At 61.6% G+C, this 16,412-nt stretch carries 14 protein-coding genes and 1 pseudogene; 6 read left to right on the plus strand and 9 right to left on the minus strand.

Annotated features, from left to right (window positions below):
- Positions 1-31 precede the first annotated feature (31 nt).
- The 3 genes and pseudogenes from LPB072_RS14635 to LPB072_RS14645 all read right to left on the minus strand — a co-directional run bounded on the left by LPB072_RS14635 (position 32) and on the right by LPB072_RS14645 (position 3,346).
- Positions 32-1,255: a CaiB/BaiF CoA transferase family protein gene (locus tag LPB072_RS14635; RefSeq protein WP_231943253.1), complete on the minus strand. Its 1,224-nt coding sequence runs from the start codon at positions 1,253-1,255 to the stop codon at positions 32-34.
- A 9-nt stretch (positions 1,256-1,264) separates the two neighbouring features.
- Positions 1,265-2,427, minus strand: a pseudogene (locus tag LPB072_RS14640) (acyl-CoA dehydrogenase family protein).
- Between the two features lie 34 nt (positions 2,428-2,461).
- On the minus strand, positions 2,462-3,346 hold the full coding sequence (locus LPB072_RS14645) for an FAS1-like dehydratase domain-containing protein (RefSeq protein ID WP_066084958.1): 885 nt from the start codon (positions 3,344-3,346) through the stop codon (positions 2,462-2,464).
- A 212-nt stretch (positions 3,347-3,558) separates the two neighbouring features.
- Between LPB072_RS14645 and LPB072_RS14650 the strand changes: the two genes are divergently transcribed.
- Positions 3,559-4,467, plus strand: coding sequence for a LysR substrate-binding domain-containing protein (locus tag LPB072_RS14650; protein ID WP_066084955.1), 909 nt, complete (start codon positions 3,559-3,561; stop codon positions 4,465-4,467).
- A gap of 317 nt (positions 4,468-4,784) precedes the next feature.
- Here the strand turns inward: LPB072_RS14650 and LPB072_RS14655 are convergent, their stop codons facing one another.
- Positions 4,785-5,678, minus strand: coding sequence for an alpha/beta hydrolase (locus LPB072_RS14655; protein ID WP_066084952.1), 894 nt, complete (start codon positions 5,676-5,678; stop codon positions 4,785-4,787).
- A gap of 61 nt (positions 5,679-5,739) precedes the next feature.
- Between LPB072_RS14655 and LPB072_RS14660 the strand changes: the two genes are divergently transcribed.
- The 3 genes from LPB072_RS14660 to LPB072_RS14670 all read left to right on the plus strand — a co-directional run bounded on the left by LPB072_RS14660 (position 5,740) and on the right by LPB072_RS14670 (position 8,399).
- On the plus strand, positions 5,740-6,624 hold the full coding sequence (locus LPB072_RS14660) for an NAD(P)-dependent oxidoreductase (protein WP_066084391.1): 885 nt from the start codon (positions 5,740-5,742) through the stop codon (positions 6,622-6,624).
- A 110-nt stretch (positions 6,625-6,734) separates the two neighbouring features.
- A complete protein-coding gene (locus LPB072_RS14665; protein WP_066084390.1) occupies positions 6,735-7,541 on the plus strand; it encodes a motility protein A in 807 nt (268 codons plus the stop codon).
- Between the two features lie 6 nt (positions 7,542-7,547).
- A complete protein-coding gene (locus tag LPB072_RS14670; RefSeq protein ID WP_082876670.1) occupies positions 7,548-8,399 on the plus strand; it encodes an OmpA/MotB family protein in 852 nt (283 codons plus the stop codon).
- 19 nt (positions 8,400-8,418) lie between these two features.
- On the opposite strand, the gene LPB072_RS14675 is transcribed toward LPB072_RS14670, so the two are convergent.
- From LPB072_RS14675 to LPB072_RS14685, 3 genes are all read right to left on the minus strand, one after another.
- Positions 8,419-8,979, minus strand: coding sequence for a hypothetical protein (locus LPB072_RS14675; protein ID WP_231943254.1), 561 nt, complete (start codon positions 8,977-8,979; stop codon positions 8,419-8,421).
- A 206-nt stretch (positions 8,980-9,185) separates the two neighbouring features.
- The gene (locus tag LPB072_RS14680) at positions 9,186-10,175 is read right to left on the minus strand and encodes an MlaD family protein (RefSeq protein ID WP_231943255.1); all 990 of its coding nucleotides are present in this window, start codon (positions 10,173-10,175) and stop codon (positions 9,186-9,188) included.
- Positions 10,176-10,221: 46 nt separating this feature from the next.
- Positions 10,222-11,028, minus strand: a complete 807-nt coding sequence (locus LPB072_RS14685; RefSeq protein ID WP_066084946.1) for an MlaE family ABC transporter permease — start codon at positions 11,026-11,028, stop codon at positions 10,222-10,224.
- Between the two features lie 149 nt (positions 11,029-11,177).
- Here LPB072_RS14685 and LPB072_RS14690 point away from each other — a divergent pair, with 149 nt between their 5' ends.
- Positions 11,178-12,767: an acyl-CoA synthetase gene (locus LPB072_RS14690; protein WP_066084387.1), complete on the plus strand. Its 1,590-nt coding sequence runs from the start codon at positions 11,178-11,180 to the stop codon at positions 12,765-12,767.
- A 154-nt stretch (positions 12,768-12,921) separates the two neighbouring features.
- Here the strand turns inward: LPB072_RS14690 and LPB072_RS23930 are convergent, their stop codons facing one another.
- Positions 12,922-14,139, minus strand: a complete 1,218-nt coding sequence (locus LPB072_RS23930; RefSeq protein ID WP_231943256.1) for a CAP domain-containing protein — start codon at positions 14,137-14,139, stop codon at positions 12,922-12,924.
- A gap of 215 nt (positions 14,140-14,354) precedes the next feature.
- On the opposite strand from LPB072_RS23930, the gene LPB072_RS14700 reads away from it, so the two are divergent.
- Positions 14,355-14,954 (plus strand): carboxymuconolactone decarboxylase family protein, encoded by a 600-nt coding sequence (locus tag LPB072_RS14700; RefSeq protein WP_066084941.1) that lies wholly within the window; start codon positions 14,355-14,357, stop codon positions 14,952-14,954.
- Between the two features lie 98 nt (positions 14,955-15,052).
- On the opposite strand, the gene LPB072_RS14705 is transcribed toward LPB072_RS14700, so the two are convergent.
- Entirely contained in the window at positions 15,053-16,222 is a 1,170-nt protein-coding gene (locus tag LPB072_RS14705) for a zinc-binding metallopeptidase family protein (protein ID WP_231943258.1), read from the minus strand.
- Between the last annotated feature and the right edge of the window lie 190 nt (positions 16,223-16,412).

Raw genomic sequence — 16,412 nt, forward strand, 5'->3', positions numbered from 1 at the left:
CAGGCGGCGTATGGGGTGCGGAATAAGAGGATCAGATCGCGCTTGAGGCGCGGAGGGCTGCTATGTCATCAGCGCTCAGACCAGCCTCTGCCAAGATGGCTTCGCTGTGCTCTCCGACCGATGGAACCGGGTCCATGCGGTAGTCGAAGGCGTTGCTGCGACCTGGCGGCAGCAGTGCGGGAATGTCGCCTTCGGGCGTGCCCACACTGCGCCAGCGCTCGCGCGCCTGAAGCTGGGGGTGGGCCCAGACGCCGGCCATGTCGTTCATGCGCGCATTGGCAATCTGCGCCTGGTCCAGCAAGGCGCAGACCTGGTCGGCACTCAGTGCACCAAAAGCCGCCAGCACGATGGCCTTGAGCGCATCGCGGTTCTCATTGCGGTGCGCGTTGCTGTCAAAGCGCGGATCAACCGCCAGATCGGGGGTCTTCAAGACCGTGTCGCAAAAAGCCTTCCACTCACGCTCGTTTTGCAATCCCAGCATCACGGTGCCGCCATCACCGGCGGCAAAGGGGCCATAGGGGTAGATGCTGGCGTGCGCGGCGCCACTGCGCGGCGGCGGGGCTGCACCATCGAAGGCGTAGTACATGGGAAAAGACATCCATTCGCCCAGGGCTTCGAGCATGGATACGTCGATATGGCTGCCGGTCCCGGTTTTCCCGCGCAACAGCAACGCTGAGAGCACGCTGGTGTAGGCGTACATGCCGGCGGCGATGTCGGCTACCGAGTTGCCGGCCTTGCTGGGCACCTCGGGGGTGCCGGTGACCGACAGGAAACCGGCCTCGCTCTGGATCAACAGGTCGTAGGCCTTTTTGTCGCGGTAAGGGCCGTCATCCCCGTAACCTGAGATATCGCAAACGATCAGGCGCGGGTTGGCTTCGTTCAGCGCCGCAAAAGACAGGCCCATGCGGGCAGCCGCACCGGGGGCCAGGTTTTGCACCAGCACATCGGCAGTCTGCAAAAGGCGCGTCAAGGCCGCCAGCGCGCCGGGCTGTTTCAGATCCAGCGCCAGGCTCTCTTTGGAGCGGTTGGTCCAGACGAAGTGAGAGGCCAACCCCCTGACCCGCGTGTCGTAGTCGCGGGCGAAGTCACCTCCACCGGGGCGCTCCACCTTGATGACGCGCGCACCCAGATCCGCCAGTTGGCGGGTGCAGAACGGCGCGGCAATCGCATGCTCAAGCGAGACCACCGTGATGCCGTCAAGTGGGCGAGGACGGTCGGTGTGCGGCTGTGCGCTGGGCATTGGTGCGGTCGTCATGCCAGACCTTCAGAACGAGCGCGGCAGGTCAAGCAGGTGCTCGGCCACGTAGGAGTAGATCAGGTTGGTCGAGATCGGAGCCACCTGGTAAAGGCGTGTCTCCCGGAACTTGCGCTCCACGTCGTATTCGTTGGCGAAGCCAAAGCCGCCATGGAACTGGATGCAGGCGTTGGCCGCTTCCCAGCTGGCCTTGGCAGCCAGGTACTTGGCCATGTTGGCTTGCGCGCCGCAGGGCTCCCCCGCATCGAAAAGCTCGCAGGCCTTGTAGCGCATCAGGTTGGCCGCTTCAACTTCAATGTAGGCATCGGCGATCGGGAATTGCACGCCCTGGTTCTGCCCGATCGGGCGGCCGAACACCACGCGTTCGCGCACGTATTTCGTGACCCTGTCAAGAAACCAGTACCCGTCGCCAATGCACTCGGCTGCGATCAGCGTGCGCTCGGCGTTCAAGCCGTCCAGGATGTACTTGAACCCTTCGCCTTCCTTGCCGATCAGGTTTTCTTCGGGGATCTCCAGGTTCTCGAAGAACAGCTCATTGGTTTCGTGGTTGACCATGTTGGGAATGGGTCGCACCGTCATGCCGCTTTTTTCGGCCTGCCGCAAGTCGACCATGAAGATGCTCATGCCCTGGGTCTTTTTCTTCACCTCGGCCAGTGGTGTGGTGCGCGCCAGCAAGATCATCCAGTCGGAGTGCTGAATCCGCGAGATCCAGACCTTCTGGCCGTTCACCACGTATTTGTTGCCCTTCTTCACCGCCGTGGTTTTGAGTTGGGTGGTGTCGGTGCCAGTGCTGGGTTCCGTCACACCCATGGACTGCAGGCGCCATTCGCCGCTGGCGATCTTGGGCAAGTACAAAGCTTTCTGAGCCGCCGAACCATGGCGCAGCAAGGTGCCCATGTTGTACATCTGGCCGTGGCAGGCGCCGGAGTTGCCGCCGCTGCGGTTGATCTCCTCCATGATCACGGAGGCCTCGGCCAGACCCAGACCAGCCCCCCATATTCGGCTGGAATCATGGCCGCCAGCCACCCGGCTTTGGTCAACGCATCAACAAACGCCTCGGGATAGCCGCGCTGCTCATCGATCTGGCGGTGGTAGGCGTCAGGGAATTCGGCGCAGAGTGCGCGCACGGCATCGCGGATGTCCTGGTACTGGTCGGGGGCGGTCTTGATCATGGGGTGTGGGTTGTTGTGTGTCTGGGGCCAGGGCTCAGGCCAAGGTGGCGCTGCCTTGCATGGTCAGCCAGCCTTCATGGTCTTGGGCCCAAAGCCGAACAGTCTTGCCGTCTGCCGATGGCTCGCCATTCAGCTGGAAGCTGTGCAGGTCAAACGTGGGCCGCACGGCCCGGAATTCGAACGACTGGATGCGCACACCAGGCAGCTGCCGGCGAACCAAATCCAGCAGCAGGGTTGCGATCAGCGGCCCGTGCACGATCAGGCCCGGGTAACCCTCGACCTCGGTCACGTAGCCTCGGTCATAGTGGATGCGATGGCCGTTGAAAGTGAGCGCCGAATAGCGAAACAGCAGCACAGCATCGGGCACCACTTCTCGCCGCCATGCCGCACCCCGTTCGGCCGCAATGGGCGCGGGTGTCGGATCGGTCGGTCGCGCTGCGGCTCGGTAGACGATGTCATGCTCTTCTGTCAGCGCCAGACCTCGCTGATTGTGGATTTCATGCTGAACGAGCACGAACAACAGGTCTCCACTGCGCCCGGTTTTGTGTACCACCGAAGCGATCTTCGAGATGCGCTGAGCCGCATCGCCAACCAGGAGCGGGTTCTCTTCTTTCCATCGCAACCGCCCGCCAGCCCACATCCGCCTGGGCAGGGGAACCGGAGGCAAGAAACCACCACGTTTCGCATGCCCGTCGGGCCCGATTTCGCTTTGCCGTGCACTGGGTAGAAAGAAGAGCCAATGCCAAAGGGCCGGCAACGGTGCGCCGACCACCGGTTCAGGGTCTTCGCGATCCAGCGTGGCCGCCAGGGCGCGCAGCGGCGCCGGAGCAATACCGTCGAGGATCGTTTCCGTTCGACCGATCCAGCTGTGCAAATGCGTCACGGTGGTGGCATTGAGGGTTTGGTTTTCGTCGCTCATGAAAACAGGCATAAGAATGAAGGGCGGGAGACAAGATTGGGCACGGGCGCTATGGTCGGCTCAGTGGCCAAGTCACGCAATCTCTGATTGCCAAAGCCGTACTTTGGCAATTCCGAAGGGTATGCTTGATGCTCTCTTTCACTCAAGAACCTTGCGCCTTTTGGTCGCCTCTCTTATGAGGTCCATCTGGTGGAATGACAGCGTCCCAGCCCATGCACTTTGATCTTGTTGATTTGCGCCTTATCGTCCGAGTCGCCGAACTCAACAGCCTCACCCGAGGTGCCGAGCGTTCGCATATATCGCTGGCGGCCGCCAGTACACGGATCAAAAATCTTGAAGAAAGCGTCGGGGCCAAACTGCTGGTGCGCAGCAGCCAGGGCATGACGCTGACACAACCTGGCAAGACGTTTGTGCAACACGCCATGGTGGTACTTGGGCAGATCGAAAACCTGCGCGGAGACATGCAGGAGTACGCAGACGGCATCAAAGGGCAGCTTCGCATCTTCTCCAACACCACCGCCTTGTGTGAGTTCCTGCCGCCAGTTCTGGGCAGTTTTCTCCAAAGCCATCCCGACATCAACATCCATCTGCGTGAAATGCTCAGTCACGACATCGTGCGTGCGGTGCTGGATGGTTACGCCGATATCGGCGTCGTCGCGGGCACCGTGAACACCGAAAATCTGGAGATCATCCCTTACCGGTCTGATCAACTGGTGCTGGTCGTCCCCGCCAACCACTTCCTGGCTCAACGAACGAGTATCCGGTTCAGCGAAACATTGGATCTGGTCCATGTCGGACTACACGAAGCAAGCGCCCTGCACGGTTTTCTGAAGCAGATATGCGACGACATGCACAGCCAGCTTCAGCTACGAATTCAGGTGGGAAATTTCCAGGCGGCCTGTCGCATGATTGAAGCCCAAGCCGGAGTAGGAATTCTTCCTAAGTCTGCTGTGCATCTTCATGCCGCGTCCATGGACATAAAGATCATTCCATTAGACGACACATGGGCAGACCGCCACATGCATGTCTGTATCCGACACCTTGAAACCATGCCGGCTTTTGCACGTGATCTTGTGGCTATGCTGCAAGCTGATGCGGAGAATGCCAGCCGCGTTTCCTAGCATTTTCCTGAATGGATATGAAGGAAATGTCACGGTCTGCTCCGCCGGAATTTGACTTGAAGGCAAAAAATCGGGCGAAATCGACTTTGATTGAGCGGCAGGTCTGGCTTTCACTGAACCTTGATTTCTTCCCGTAGAGACTTCGTTGGTTGGAATTCTCTGCTCCAGACTGGTACAGCTTTTCAAGGTAACTTCAGTCCGACAGCCAGGAAAAGTGAAGGGGCGCACCTGGCCGAAAACGGCAGTTTTCAAGCGTCCCGTGCCCAACTGCTTGACGTCCTTAAGCCAAGGACGCCAGCGCAAGCTGGCCAAACCCTTCAGGCCAGCAGTTGCAGCACCCGCTGATGCAGGCCGTGTGAAGGTTTGTTCAACGCGTCCAGCACGCTGAAGTGGTTCAGGCCCGGCAAGACATCGCTGCTCGGCACGGCATCGCGTCCCCAGGCCTCTTGAATCAGACGGTTCTGGCGCAAAAACTCTTCACTCTCATCGCCCCCGGCCACGCTGTGCAAGCAGCCCCAGCCTTCTTCCCAGACAGGTGGCGTGGGCATCAGCGCCGGGCTGGCGCGGCGCGCATCGCGGGCGGTGAGCTTCAAGTCGTCTTTAAGAAAGGCGACTGAGCGCAGCGGTTCCAGGTCGTAGAGACCGGAGATCGACAAAGCGTTTTGAGCCAGGGCATCGGGCAAATCGGATGCATATGCCGGCCAGTCGCAGGCCATCAACATGGCGGCAAGGTGTCCTCCCGCCGAGTGGCCCACGATGGTGATGCGGTCGGGGTCGCCTCCGTGAACGGCGATGTGGCGGTACACCCAGGCCAGTGCCTTGACCATCTGCATGGTGATGTCTGGAATGGTCACGGCCGGGCACAGCGCGTAATTGGGCACAACCACGCAGGCGCCCTGCTTCACGAACGCGGGGGCCAGAAACGAGTGGTCTGATTTGTCGAGGCCGCGCCAGTAGCCACCATGAATGAACACCAATACCGGCGCCAGCGAGTCGCCAGGTTCGCGCTGGGCGGGGAAAATATCGAGGGTCTCGCCGGCGGCATGGCCGTAGGCCACATCGATCAAGCCATCGAGTTTGGTCCGCGCAGCTTTGGACTGTGCAGCCCAGCGCTCAAAATACTGTGCATGGTCTGGAACCAGCGCTCGGTTGTTGTATTGGCTTTCGAGCCAGGCGGGGTCGGGGCGTTGGGCTGATTTCATGGGCGCCATTGTGTCACGCAGCCCTTGCCCGATCCAACTACCATTTTTCACTCCAACCGAATCAAACACCATGAACGAAACGCTTCAAAACATCACTGTGCTCGGTATTGGCCTCATGGGGTTTCCCATGGGCAAACGGCTGTGCGAGGCGGGGTACCGCGTCACTGCCTGGAACCGCTCAGCAGGCAAGGCCGAGCGCTTGCTGCCTTGTGGCGCCCAAATTGCCCCTGCACCAGCCCAGGCCGTGGCACAGGCCGACCTGGTGGTTTGCCTGCTGGAGAACGGCGAGGTGGTTGAAGAGGTTTTGTTCGGCCAGGGCGCTGCCGGCGCCATGCGCCCTGGCACGCTGGTGGTCGATATGTCGTCCATTCGACCGGCGCAGGCGCGCGACCATGCCGAGCGCTTGAAGGCTATGGGCTTGCACCATATCGACGCACCGGTATCAGGCGGCACGGTCGGCGCCGAAGCGGGCTCGCTGGCCATCATGGCCGGTGGAGACGGCAAACAGGTCGAGCGCGCCCGCCTTCTGCTGGAACACCTCGGCCGGCTCACCCACGTCGGACCACACGGCGCAGGCCAGCTTGCCAAGCTCGCCAACCAGATGATCGTGGGTATCACCATTGGCGCGGTGGCCGAGGCGCTGCTGATGTGCGAGAAGGGTGGCGCCGACATGGCCAGGGTGCGCGAGGCCATCGGTGGCGGCTTCGCTGAGAGCCGGGTTTTGCAGCTCCACGGTCAGCGCATGGTCGAGCGCGATTTCGCCAAGCGCGCAGCCATCAATGTGCAACTCAAAGACATGCGCAACGCCATGACCACCGCGCAGTCGCTTGGGTTTCAGGCCCCCATCACCGAGCTGTTTGAGACCCTCTACACCCAGGCATCTGAAAACGGTTTTGGCGATCTTGACCATTCCGCCCTGTTCGTCGAACTGGCCCGGCGCAACGGCATGCAGTGACCCCTCAGGGTTGGGAATTGGCGGCAGAAAGCGCGCCTTTTGCGCGCTTAAGCAATTGGTGTGGCAAGAACAATGGAGGGCATTGATTCACCCCCATTGAGCCTGTGCGTTTGAACACCTCCACCCTCATCGGCACGATCGCCAGCGTGCTGTTCATGGCCGTCATCCTGCTGTTTGGCGCCGACGACCCGAGCAAGTTCGTCGATCTGCCCAGCATTGCCATTGTGGTCGGCGGCACGCTGGCTGCCACCTTCCTGAGCTACCCCATGCGGGAAATCAAGCGGATCTTTCCCATGGTGGCCCAGGTGTTTCGCCAGGAGCGCCTTGAAACCCAGCACTCGATCGAAGAAGTGGTGGCGCTTTCCCGGCTGTGGATGCGCGGCGACTTACAGGCTGTGGAGCGCGCGCTGCCGCAGGTCAGCAACCCGTTTTTGCGCACCGGCGTGCAGCTCATCATCGACCGCACGCCCGAAGACGAAATCATCGATTTGCTGCAATGGCGCATCGCCCATTTGCGTTCACGTGAAATGGCCGAAGCTTCGATTTTTCGTGGCATGGCCAACTACGCGCCGGCCTTCGGCATGGTCGGCACCCTGCTCGGTCTGATCAATTTGATGGACCTGGTGGGCGCAGGCGACCTGAGCATCATCGGCAGCCAGCTCGCCGTGGCGCTCATGACCACGCTGTATGGCGTATTGCTCGCCAACCTCTTGTTCAAACCCATCGCCGTCAAGCTGGAGCGGCGCACCGAGCAGCGCCTAGTGGTGATGAACATGGTGCTTGAAGGCATTTCCATGATGTGTGCCGGGCGCAGCCCGTCGCTGATGCGCGAAACGCTGAAAGCCTTCGTGGCCCAGTTTGACGACGAGATGTTCGACGGCGGTGCCCCGCCCCCAAAGGCCCAACCTGTCCGGTAACCCGCCATGTCCAACCTTGACGCAACCCTGGGCTCGCCAGAAGCATTTCAGTCACAACCGTTGCAGCAAGCCGCTCGCGGCAAGGCTGCCGGGCGCCGCTACAGCCGCTGGCACCTGGAAACCACCGTACCGGTTGAGGAAGATGGCTGGCTGTTGACCTACCTCGATGTGATCACGCTCATGCTCGTCATGATGGTGGTGATGCTCTCGGTCGCAGGCCCTCCGGGAGATGCCACCGGCAAGGGCGAGCCGACCACCACCACCATGCCCCCCGACCCACTGGCCACCACAACGCCCGCCTCCGTGCAATCGCCCTCGATCTTGCCGCCGCTGCCCGTGACCACCGCGAGCACACAAAGCGCCACGCCAGCACCGCCTGGCAAAGAACCCGAAAGTGAGACGCCCCAGGCGCCAGCCGAAGAGGCATGGGCCAGCCTGAAACTCGATCAGATTGGCGAAAACGTTGCCATCACGCCGGGTGAAGACTCGGTGCGCTTTCGCATCAGCAACGAATTGCTGTTTGGTTCGGGCGACGCCAACCTCAGCAACGGCGGCAACGGCGTGCTTCAAAAGCTGCTGCCCACCCTGCTCGCCGATCCCGAACTGCGGTTGGTGGTTGAGGGCCATACCGACAACATCCCGATCCAGACCACGCGTTACCCCTCCAATTGGGAACTCTCCACCGGAAGGGCTGCCAGCGTGGCGCGGTATTTGATCGAACATGGTGTGCCGCCGCAACGGGTTCAAGCCTCGGGATACGCAGACACACGCCCGCTCGGCAGCAAGGAAAACCCGGTAGACCGCGCCATCAACCGGCGTGTGGAGCTGGTGTTGGAGAAGACCAAGCCCGGCGGCTGAGCGCAACGCGCCGACCCGTTTAACGCGGCGGAATGGCCAGCAAGTCGATGCGCCGCTGCAAGCGCGCCACCTCATCGGTCGCGCCTCCCGCCTTGGCCCGCTCCTGCGCCACCAGCAACCAGGCCAGCAAAGGCCGCCGCCAGCCGCGCGCCGAAGCGGTTTCCACAGCTTGTTTCACTGTTTCGGGCGTGGCCACGCCGCGGCGCAACAAAACCCCGGCCGCCACCAATTGCGACAGCGGGTCTTCAATGCCTTTCAACGCTGCATCGCTGGCCGTGCCATCGGCGCCAGCCAAAGCCTGATGCACCTTGGGCAACAAAGCCGCATCGCCCGCCGCCAAAGCACCCGCCAGATACCGTGAATAGGCCTGCTCAGCCGGCGCCGCATCGGCCGCCAACGCCTCAAATCCGTCACAAGGTGCCATGTCCAGCGAAGCCACCCGAGCCGCGCAACGCACCAGCTCGGCCCGAGCCACCAGATCAGGTCGCCCCGTGCTCGCCACCTCAGCGCGAGCCCGGGCAAACTCCACCGCCTCGATCTTCGAATCACCCCGCAACCAAGCCTCGGTAGCCCGCTCCAAACTGCCCTTCGCCCCCATCTGCCAATCAGCAGGCGGCGGCGCAGACGAACAAGCCGACAACCCGAAAACCAGCATTCCGGCAACAGCCAAAAACGCAACAAGCGATGAGGGGAAGCTCAACCACCCAGAGCGCCGCCGGTCCGGCTTTGCCGGCCGGCCAGCGTTGCCCCCTTGAGGGGGTGACGACGAAGTCAGCGCGGGGGTGTTCATGGAAGTACGATCTCCGACTCACGCGAAAACGGCCACTTGCTGTTCAGATCGTTGATCAGCGAATCCACTTTGCGCAAGCTGGCTTCAACTTCGGCGCGCAGCGCCGTCAAATCGGTGGTGGCTTCGCGGGTGTTGGTGGCAATGCCCTGCGCCTCCACCAGCAAACCGTCCACCTTCTTCAAACTGCCTTGCGCATCGTTCAAGACCGCGGTCAATTGCTGCACCGTGGCGCGCGCGTCGTTCACCAGACCGCCTTGCGCTGCCGAACCATCGCCGCCAGCGCCAAACACCTGCTTGTCGGCATTGGCCACCAGGCCATCCAGCCGGGCGCTCAACTTGTCGACCCGGCTCAACAGCGTGTTGGCCCGGTCAATGGTCGTGACGATCTTCTTCGCATCGTCCTCGTTGCCAAACAACATGCCCATGGCGCCATTCGGGCCGTTCAGCGCCGCCGTGGTGGCTTGCAAACTCGCCAGGCTTTGCGACAGCGGCGCGCCTTCCCGCGTCAGGCCGTTCAGGTTGTTCAACAAATCGCGCACCTGCGCCACCAGCTTGGGAATTTCGGCCGCCGCATCGCCGCGCAACACCTGGCGCACCGCGCCATCTTCCAGCGCCGGGTCAGACAAGACTCCGCTGTAGGCGCGAATCTTGGTGCCGCCCACCAGCGCTTTCTCCATCGTGAAAATGCTGGAGCTGCGCAACCATTTGGCATCTTTCGTGGGCACATCGACCACGATGCGCACATTGCCGTCGTCCGCCAACTCAATGCGGGAAACTGTGCCGATGGCGAAGCCGGCAAAGGTCATTTCCATGCCCGTGACCACGCCCTCTGAATCGTCTGACATCAACACCAGCTTCTGCGTGCGGTCAAACGCACCGCGCGCGTTCATCACGTACAGCGCCGAGCCCACCACCAGCAGCAGCAAGACCATCAACAACACCCCCGCCTTCACCTCCAGGTTGTTCACCGGAGGTTGGGGGTCCATGACTGGGCCAGAGGGCGTGGGGGGAGCGGGCGGCGAGGGCATGAGATCAATAATAGTTGCCCACGAGGGAAATCACTTCCAACATGAGAATGACCGAAAGCAAGCGGGCGAATTCAGTGATGTCACTGCGCCGGGAATAACCCCCACGGGCATCGGCCTTGGCGCTGGCCGCCATGGGTACAAACGCCACGGCCAGACTGAAAAACACCGTTTTCAAAACAAAAATCAGCGAAACTGCCGGCGAAAAGACGCTGCCCACACTGCGGTTGTAGTCTTCCAGCGCCCAAGGCGAAAAACCGTAGACATTCAAATAGGTGAGCAACAACGCCAGCACACAGCTCAGCGCCGCCAGCAACATCACCGAAAACACCCCGGCCAGCGCGCGCGGCAACATGTCTTGCCGCAACAACTGCTGCGAAGGGCGCTTGACCCCACGCTTGAACTCGTCTGATAACAAGCGGCGCATGCGCTGCGATTCAGGCATCGTGTAGCGCACCGCCACGAACAGCGCAGCGTAGAGCGGAATCAGCTCCAGGATCAGCGTGCGCACCAACACCTCCAGCGCAAATTGCGACAAGCCATAGCTCAGCGCCGTGGCGACCACGATGCGAATCAACACCAGACTCACCAGCGCCGACAACACCAGAAACCAGGTCAGCAGCGGCACCGTCGCGCGGTAAAGGTGCAGCATCAGGCCATGGCGCTCTTCCGGGTCGTCGTAGCTCGAAGGCGAAAGCGCCAACACCACAATTTGCGCGCCAATCAACAACACCTGCCACCAGGCCACCCACGCAGCCAACACCTCCCGCCCCCAGCGGAGCAGCGCGTTGTGCAGGGAAACAAACAGGTTCATGCAAAGGATCATAGAGGCTGACGCGCAGAGGCGACAGCCAATCACCCTGCGCTGGTGAAAACGCCATGGCGCATCGGCCAAAAATCTGTTTTCAATGGTTGCATCGCGCGCCCAAAGTGCCGCCGCCCTGTAACAGGAGACAACCCGCCATGACCACCTCTACGCCTCAAGCCACCATCGCCCCCGTCGTGCGCCGCCAGACCATTGCCGACGCGCTGCACCGCACCGCCCAGCGCCTGCCCGGCAAAACCGCCATCGTCTGCGGCAACACGGCGTGGACCTATGCCGAATTCAACACCCTGGTCAGCCGCCTCGCTGCCGGCCTTCACCACATGGGCGTGAATCAGGGAGACAAAGTGGCCGTGCTCGCGCGCAATTCCCATGGCTTTGCTGCCCTGCGCTTCGCGCTGGCGCGCCGGGGCGCGGTGATGGTTCCGATCAACTTCATGCTGAAGGCCGACGAAGTGGCCTACATCCTGCGCCACGCGGGCGCCAAAATCCTGGCCACCGACAGCGGCTTGACCGAGCTCGCGCGCAGCGCCGCCGAACTCGACACCCAGGTGAAACAGTTCATCTGGCTGCCCTCGGAAGGCGCCAGCGAGCCCTCGCCCGGCATGCACCCGTTTGACGAACTCGCCGCCTGTACCGATGGACTGCCCGAAGTCACGCTGGGCAGCTTCGACCTGGCCCAGATTGTCTACACCAGCGGCACCGAATCCACCCCCAAAGGGGCCATGCTCACCCACGATGCCGTGATGTGGCAATACGTGAGTTGTGTCATCAACGCCGAAATCGCCGAGGCCGACCGCGCCCTGCACGCCCTGCCCCTGTACCACTGCGCCCAGCTCGACGTGTTCTTTGGCCCCGCCATCTACATGGGCAGCAGCAACTTCATCACCGGTGCGCCCACGCCCGACAACCTGCTCAACCTGCTGGAGCAACACCAGGTCACCAGTTTCTTCGCCCCGCCCACCGTCTGGATCGCTTTGCTGCGTTCCCCTCTTTTTGACGCAGACAAGCTCAAACACTTGGCCAAGGGCTACTACGGCGCGTCCATCATGCCGGTCGAGGTCTTGAAAGAGCTCGCCGAGCGCCTGCCCAGGGTGCGCCTGTGGAACCTCTACGGCCAGACCGAAATCGCGCCCCTGGCCACCATGCTCGGTCCCGACGACCAGCTGCGCAAACCCGGCTCCTGCGGCAAAGCCGTGCTCAACGTGGAAACCCGCGTGGTCAACGACGCCATGGCAGACGTGGCCACGGGCGAAGTGGGCGAAGTCGTGCACCGCTCGCCCCATCTCATGCTGGGCTACTTCAACGACCCCGAGCGCACCGCCACCAGCTTTGAGGGCGGCTGGTTCCACAGCGGCGACCTGGCCGTAATCGACGAAGAAGGCTTCATCACCGTGGTGGACCGCAAGAAAGACATGATCAAAACCGGGGGCGAAAACGTGGCCAGCCGGGAGGTGGAAGAAATGATCTACCGCCTGCCCGCCGTCAGCGAAGTCGCCGTGATCGGCCTGCCCGATCCGAAATGGGTTGAGGCGGTCACCGCGGTGATTGTGGTCAAGGCGGGAGATTCGCTGAGCGAAGAGGAAGTGCTGGCGCATTGCAACCAACACATGGCCAGTTTCAAGGCACCCAAACGCGTGGTGTTCACCGACGCGCTGCCGAAGAACCCGAGCGGGAAGCTGCTGAAGCGGGAACTGAGAACCCGTCTAGCGGACGACAGAAGAGACTGATCAACGCCAGCAAACCACCCACACGCCGCAACGCCTGCGTGGTTTAACGCAGCGAAATCTACCGCATGAAGCAAAGCGGCATCAGCTCAAGAATCACCATGCGCACCAACATCGCAAGCGCCAACAAGCGTTTCAATGCGACCAGCAAGCGCCCTCAACGCCGGCCCAGCTCCATCGTCCAATACTTGCCGTATTTCGTGCCAGGTTGCGATACACAAGCCAGCGCCACATCGTTGAAGCTGCTTTCCATGATGTTGTTGCAATGGCCTGGGCTTGCGAGCCAGCCGTTCATCACCGAGGTGACGCTGGATTGCCCTGCAGCAATGTTTTCGCCAATGCCCCGCCAGATGTAGCCCGCAGCGGTTGCACGCACGCCCAGGGTGCTGCCATCGCTGCCCGTGTGATCAAAGAAGTTGTTTTTTGCCATGTCGGTTGAATGCCTTGCCGCGGCCACTTGCAGGTTGGCGTTCCAGACCAGCGGCGTGGTTGCAGGTCGCGGCGCGCTGCCGCAAGTGCGCCCACTGGCCCGGGCGGCGTTGATCTGCTGCATCAGGTCGGTCTGGAAGTTGGGCAGGCCACACACGGTGTCGACCACCGGAGTGGGATTCACCGGAGGTGTATCAGCCGCCGCCGTGCCGACCACGTAATAGGCCACGCCTTCGGCTCGGTATTGCGCCAGACCTGCGCCCTCAGACCCGTTGACCGAGTAAAAGTGAAAGCCCTTGTTGGAGACATATGAGCGGTAAAGGGGCCGATAGCCTTCGGCGGCCACCTGGCTGGCGTAATAAGCCACGCCTTCAAACAGAAACTGCGGCAGGTTTTGCTGAATGTGGGTCTTCTCGCTCTCGCTGATGGTGTAGAAGTGAACACCGGTTGAGCCGTTGTAGAAGCGGTAGACCGGCGACAGGCCGTCGCCGCCCTGGCTGCTGGCCTGAAAGGCGGGGCCTTCGTAGGCGAAGGCGCCGGGCTGTGCGCGGATCCGGTCACGTTCGGTCACGCTTGCGGTGTAGAAATGGGCGCCCGACAGGCTGTTAAAGAAGCGAAAAACGGTCAGCTCGGCAGCAGCAGCCTTGGTCAAACCGGTCTCTGGGGTAGGCTCAATCACCTCGGCTGGCGCTGTGGCGCGCAAGGCTTTTTCAGTGCGCTCGGCGGTTTCAAGCTCCAGGGTGTTCAAGGCGGCCCCGGTGGCCATCAGCTGGGCTTCATCGGCTGCGGCAAGGCCCGTCGATGAGGCAGGCAACGGCTCCACGCCCACTGTGTATGGCTCTGCGCCACCGTTTCCGCCACCACACGAGACCAGCGCTGAGGCCAGCGCCAAAACAAGCCAGACTGCGCCAGCGGTGCGCAAATTCGTAGAGCCAGAAAATTTCATGACGAAAAAGAAACCAAATAACGTTGGAAGCACAAGAGATGAAAGCAAGCGACGGGACCAAACCACGGGGTGCGGTCGCTGCCAGACGAAGCATAGAGACTGTTCACGCCAACCAGGCGGCAAAACTGTAACCAGTTGAGCGGCCCCGACCAGGCCACCCGGCAAAGCCAGCGCCTCCTATCATGGTGGTTTTCAAGCAATGCAAAGGACTTCTCGTGGCACACCTGAACCCCATCCCCCTCGCTGAAGTGAAGGAAGACGACATCCGCGAGCGCTTCGAGCACTACAAAAAAACCCGTGGGTTCACGCCCAACAGCATCATGACCATGGTGCGCCGGCCGAACATCGTTCGCGCCTTCATGGCTTTGAACCAAGCGGTACTTTACGAGGGCAGCGTGCCGGAAGAGACCAAGATGCTGGTGAGTCTGGCCAGCAGTTATGCCGCCGGGTGTCTGTACTGCCAGTCACACATGAGCAACCTGGCCAGCATCTACAAAGCCTCGGACGAAAAAATCGCCGCGCTGTGGGATTTCGAGAACAGCGCGCTGTTCAACGCTGCAGAACGCGCCGCCATCACGCTGGCGCTGAAAGCGGGCGCGGTACCGAATGAGGCGTCACAAGCGGATTTCGACGAACTCAAGAAGCACTACAACGATGAACAGATCGTTGAAATCGTGGCCGCCATTGCCCTCTTTGGTTATCTGAACCGCTGGAACGACACCATGGCAACGGCACTGGAGCCACTGGCGGCCGATGTGGCCGAGCGGGCCATTGGCGGGGTCGGCTGGGAAATCGGCAAGCACACCCAGGGGTAGTTGCTTGCGGCACCGTGCCAAGGCTGGGATGGAGGCTTGCTCCCTTTGCAAGTCTCCATTGCCGGTATGGGTCGCCAAACATCAGTTCAGCGACCGCCTCAGCCTTGTTCTTGCGACGTTGCCACTACCAGCAAATGAATGAAGTGCAGCTTGGCCACCACTTCATGCGGAAGCACAAAGGGGTAGAAGTCGGGCTGCCCCATGGCGCGCGACATGCCATTGAGCATCATGGTGAGCTGGGTCCAGCGGTTCAGAAACGCCAGAAAGCGTTCGGCATCGGGATGCTCGGGCTGGTAAAGGGCGGTGGTGTCGAAAGGCGTGAAGTCGAGGTGAGCGACATCCAGCGACAAGCCATAGCTCGATGCCGTGTCGACGGTATCGCGCATGTGCATGTAGTGAGCCCAGCATTCGGCCCAGTCTTCCCAAGGGTGCACGCTGGCGTAGGCGCTGACGAAATGCGATGGCCAATCGGGTCGGGGGCCTTCTTCGTAGTTTCGCTTGAGGCTTTCGGCGTAGTCCTGGTTTTCATCACCAAACAGCTCGCGGAACGCGGGCAGCCATTCGCTACCGGGGTTGTCCACGAGGCGGTACCAGTAGTAGTGGCCGATTTCATGGCGAAAGTGGCCCACCAGCGTTCGGTAGGGCTCGTTCATGGCTTGCCGGGTCCGTTCGCGCTTGACGTCGTCGGCCTCGGCCACGTTGAGCGTGATCAGGCCATCGTCGTGCCCAGTCATGACATGTTCGTCTTTCTTCTGCGAACGCAGGAGATCGAACATGAGCCCGTCTTCGGTGTCTTCCGTTTCACGCGAGGCCACCGGCAGTCCCATCACCAGCAACGCCGACACCAGGCGCCGCTTGGCCTGCTCCACCTTGCCCCAGAGCTCGCCGTTGTCCGGATGCGCCGGGTCGTCGAGCTTCGGAATGGTGCGGTTGAGACGGCAGGCCCGGCAAAGTCCACCATGCAGGTGTTTTTCAGCCTCGGGCAGCAGCCAGTTGCAGTTTGCCGGGGTGTCCCGGTTTGCACAAAAAACAAACTCCGGTTCGGTCTCATGGGTTTCAACCCACGTATCGGGTTCGGCTCCCGGCTCCAGCGACATCAGACGACCCTGCGCGGGGTCATAACCCAACGGGGTGTCGCATGCGAGGCACCGGTTGTTGACGAAATAGATGGTCTGCCCGCACTGGCAGGCGTAGACGCGCACAGTCTGCGCCATTGGAGGCGTCGGCGGCACAGCGGTGGGAGGGTGAGAAGGGGTGGTGGTGGACACGTTGGCGTTTCGGTTGGTTAGCAGACCCGCCGAATACCGGTCAGGCTGGTGTCGATGCCAGCAAGCTGAACATGTGGGCAGGGCTCCGAGTCTGGCACACGGGGCACTGCTTGCCCCAAATTTCCCATCGGATGAAGTTCAGAAGGCTGATACGGGTACACAACTGTTGCAGCAGGCTGAGTGATCCTGG

It is taken from the genome of Hydrogenophaga crassostreae, from assembly GCF_001761385.1.
GTDB classification, from domain to species: Bacteria; Pseudomonadota; Gammaproteobacteria; order Burkholderiales; family Burkholderiaceae_C; genus Hydrogenophaga; species Hydrogenophaga crassostreae.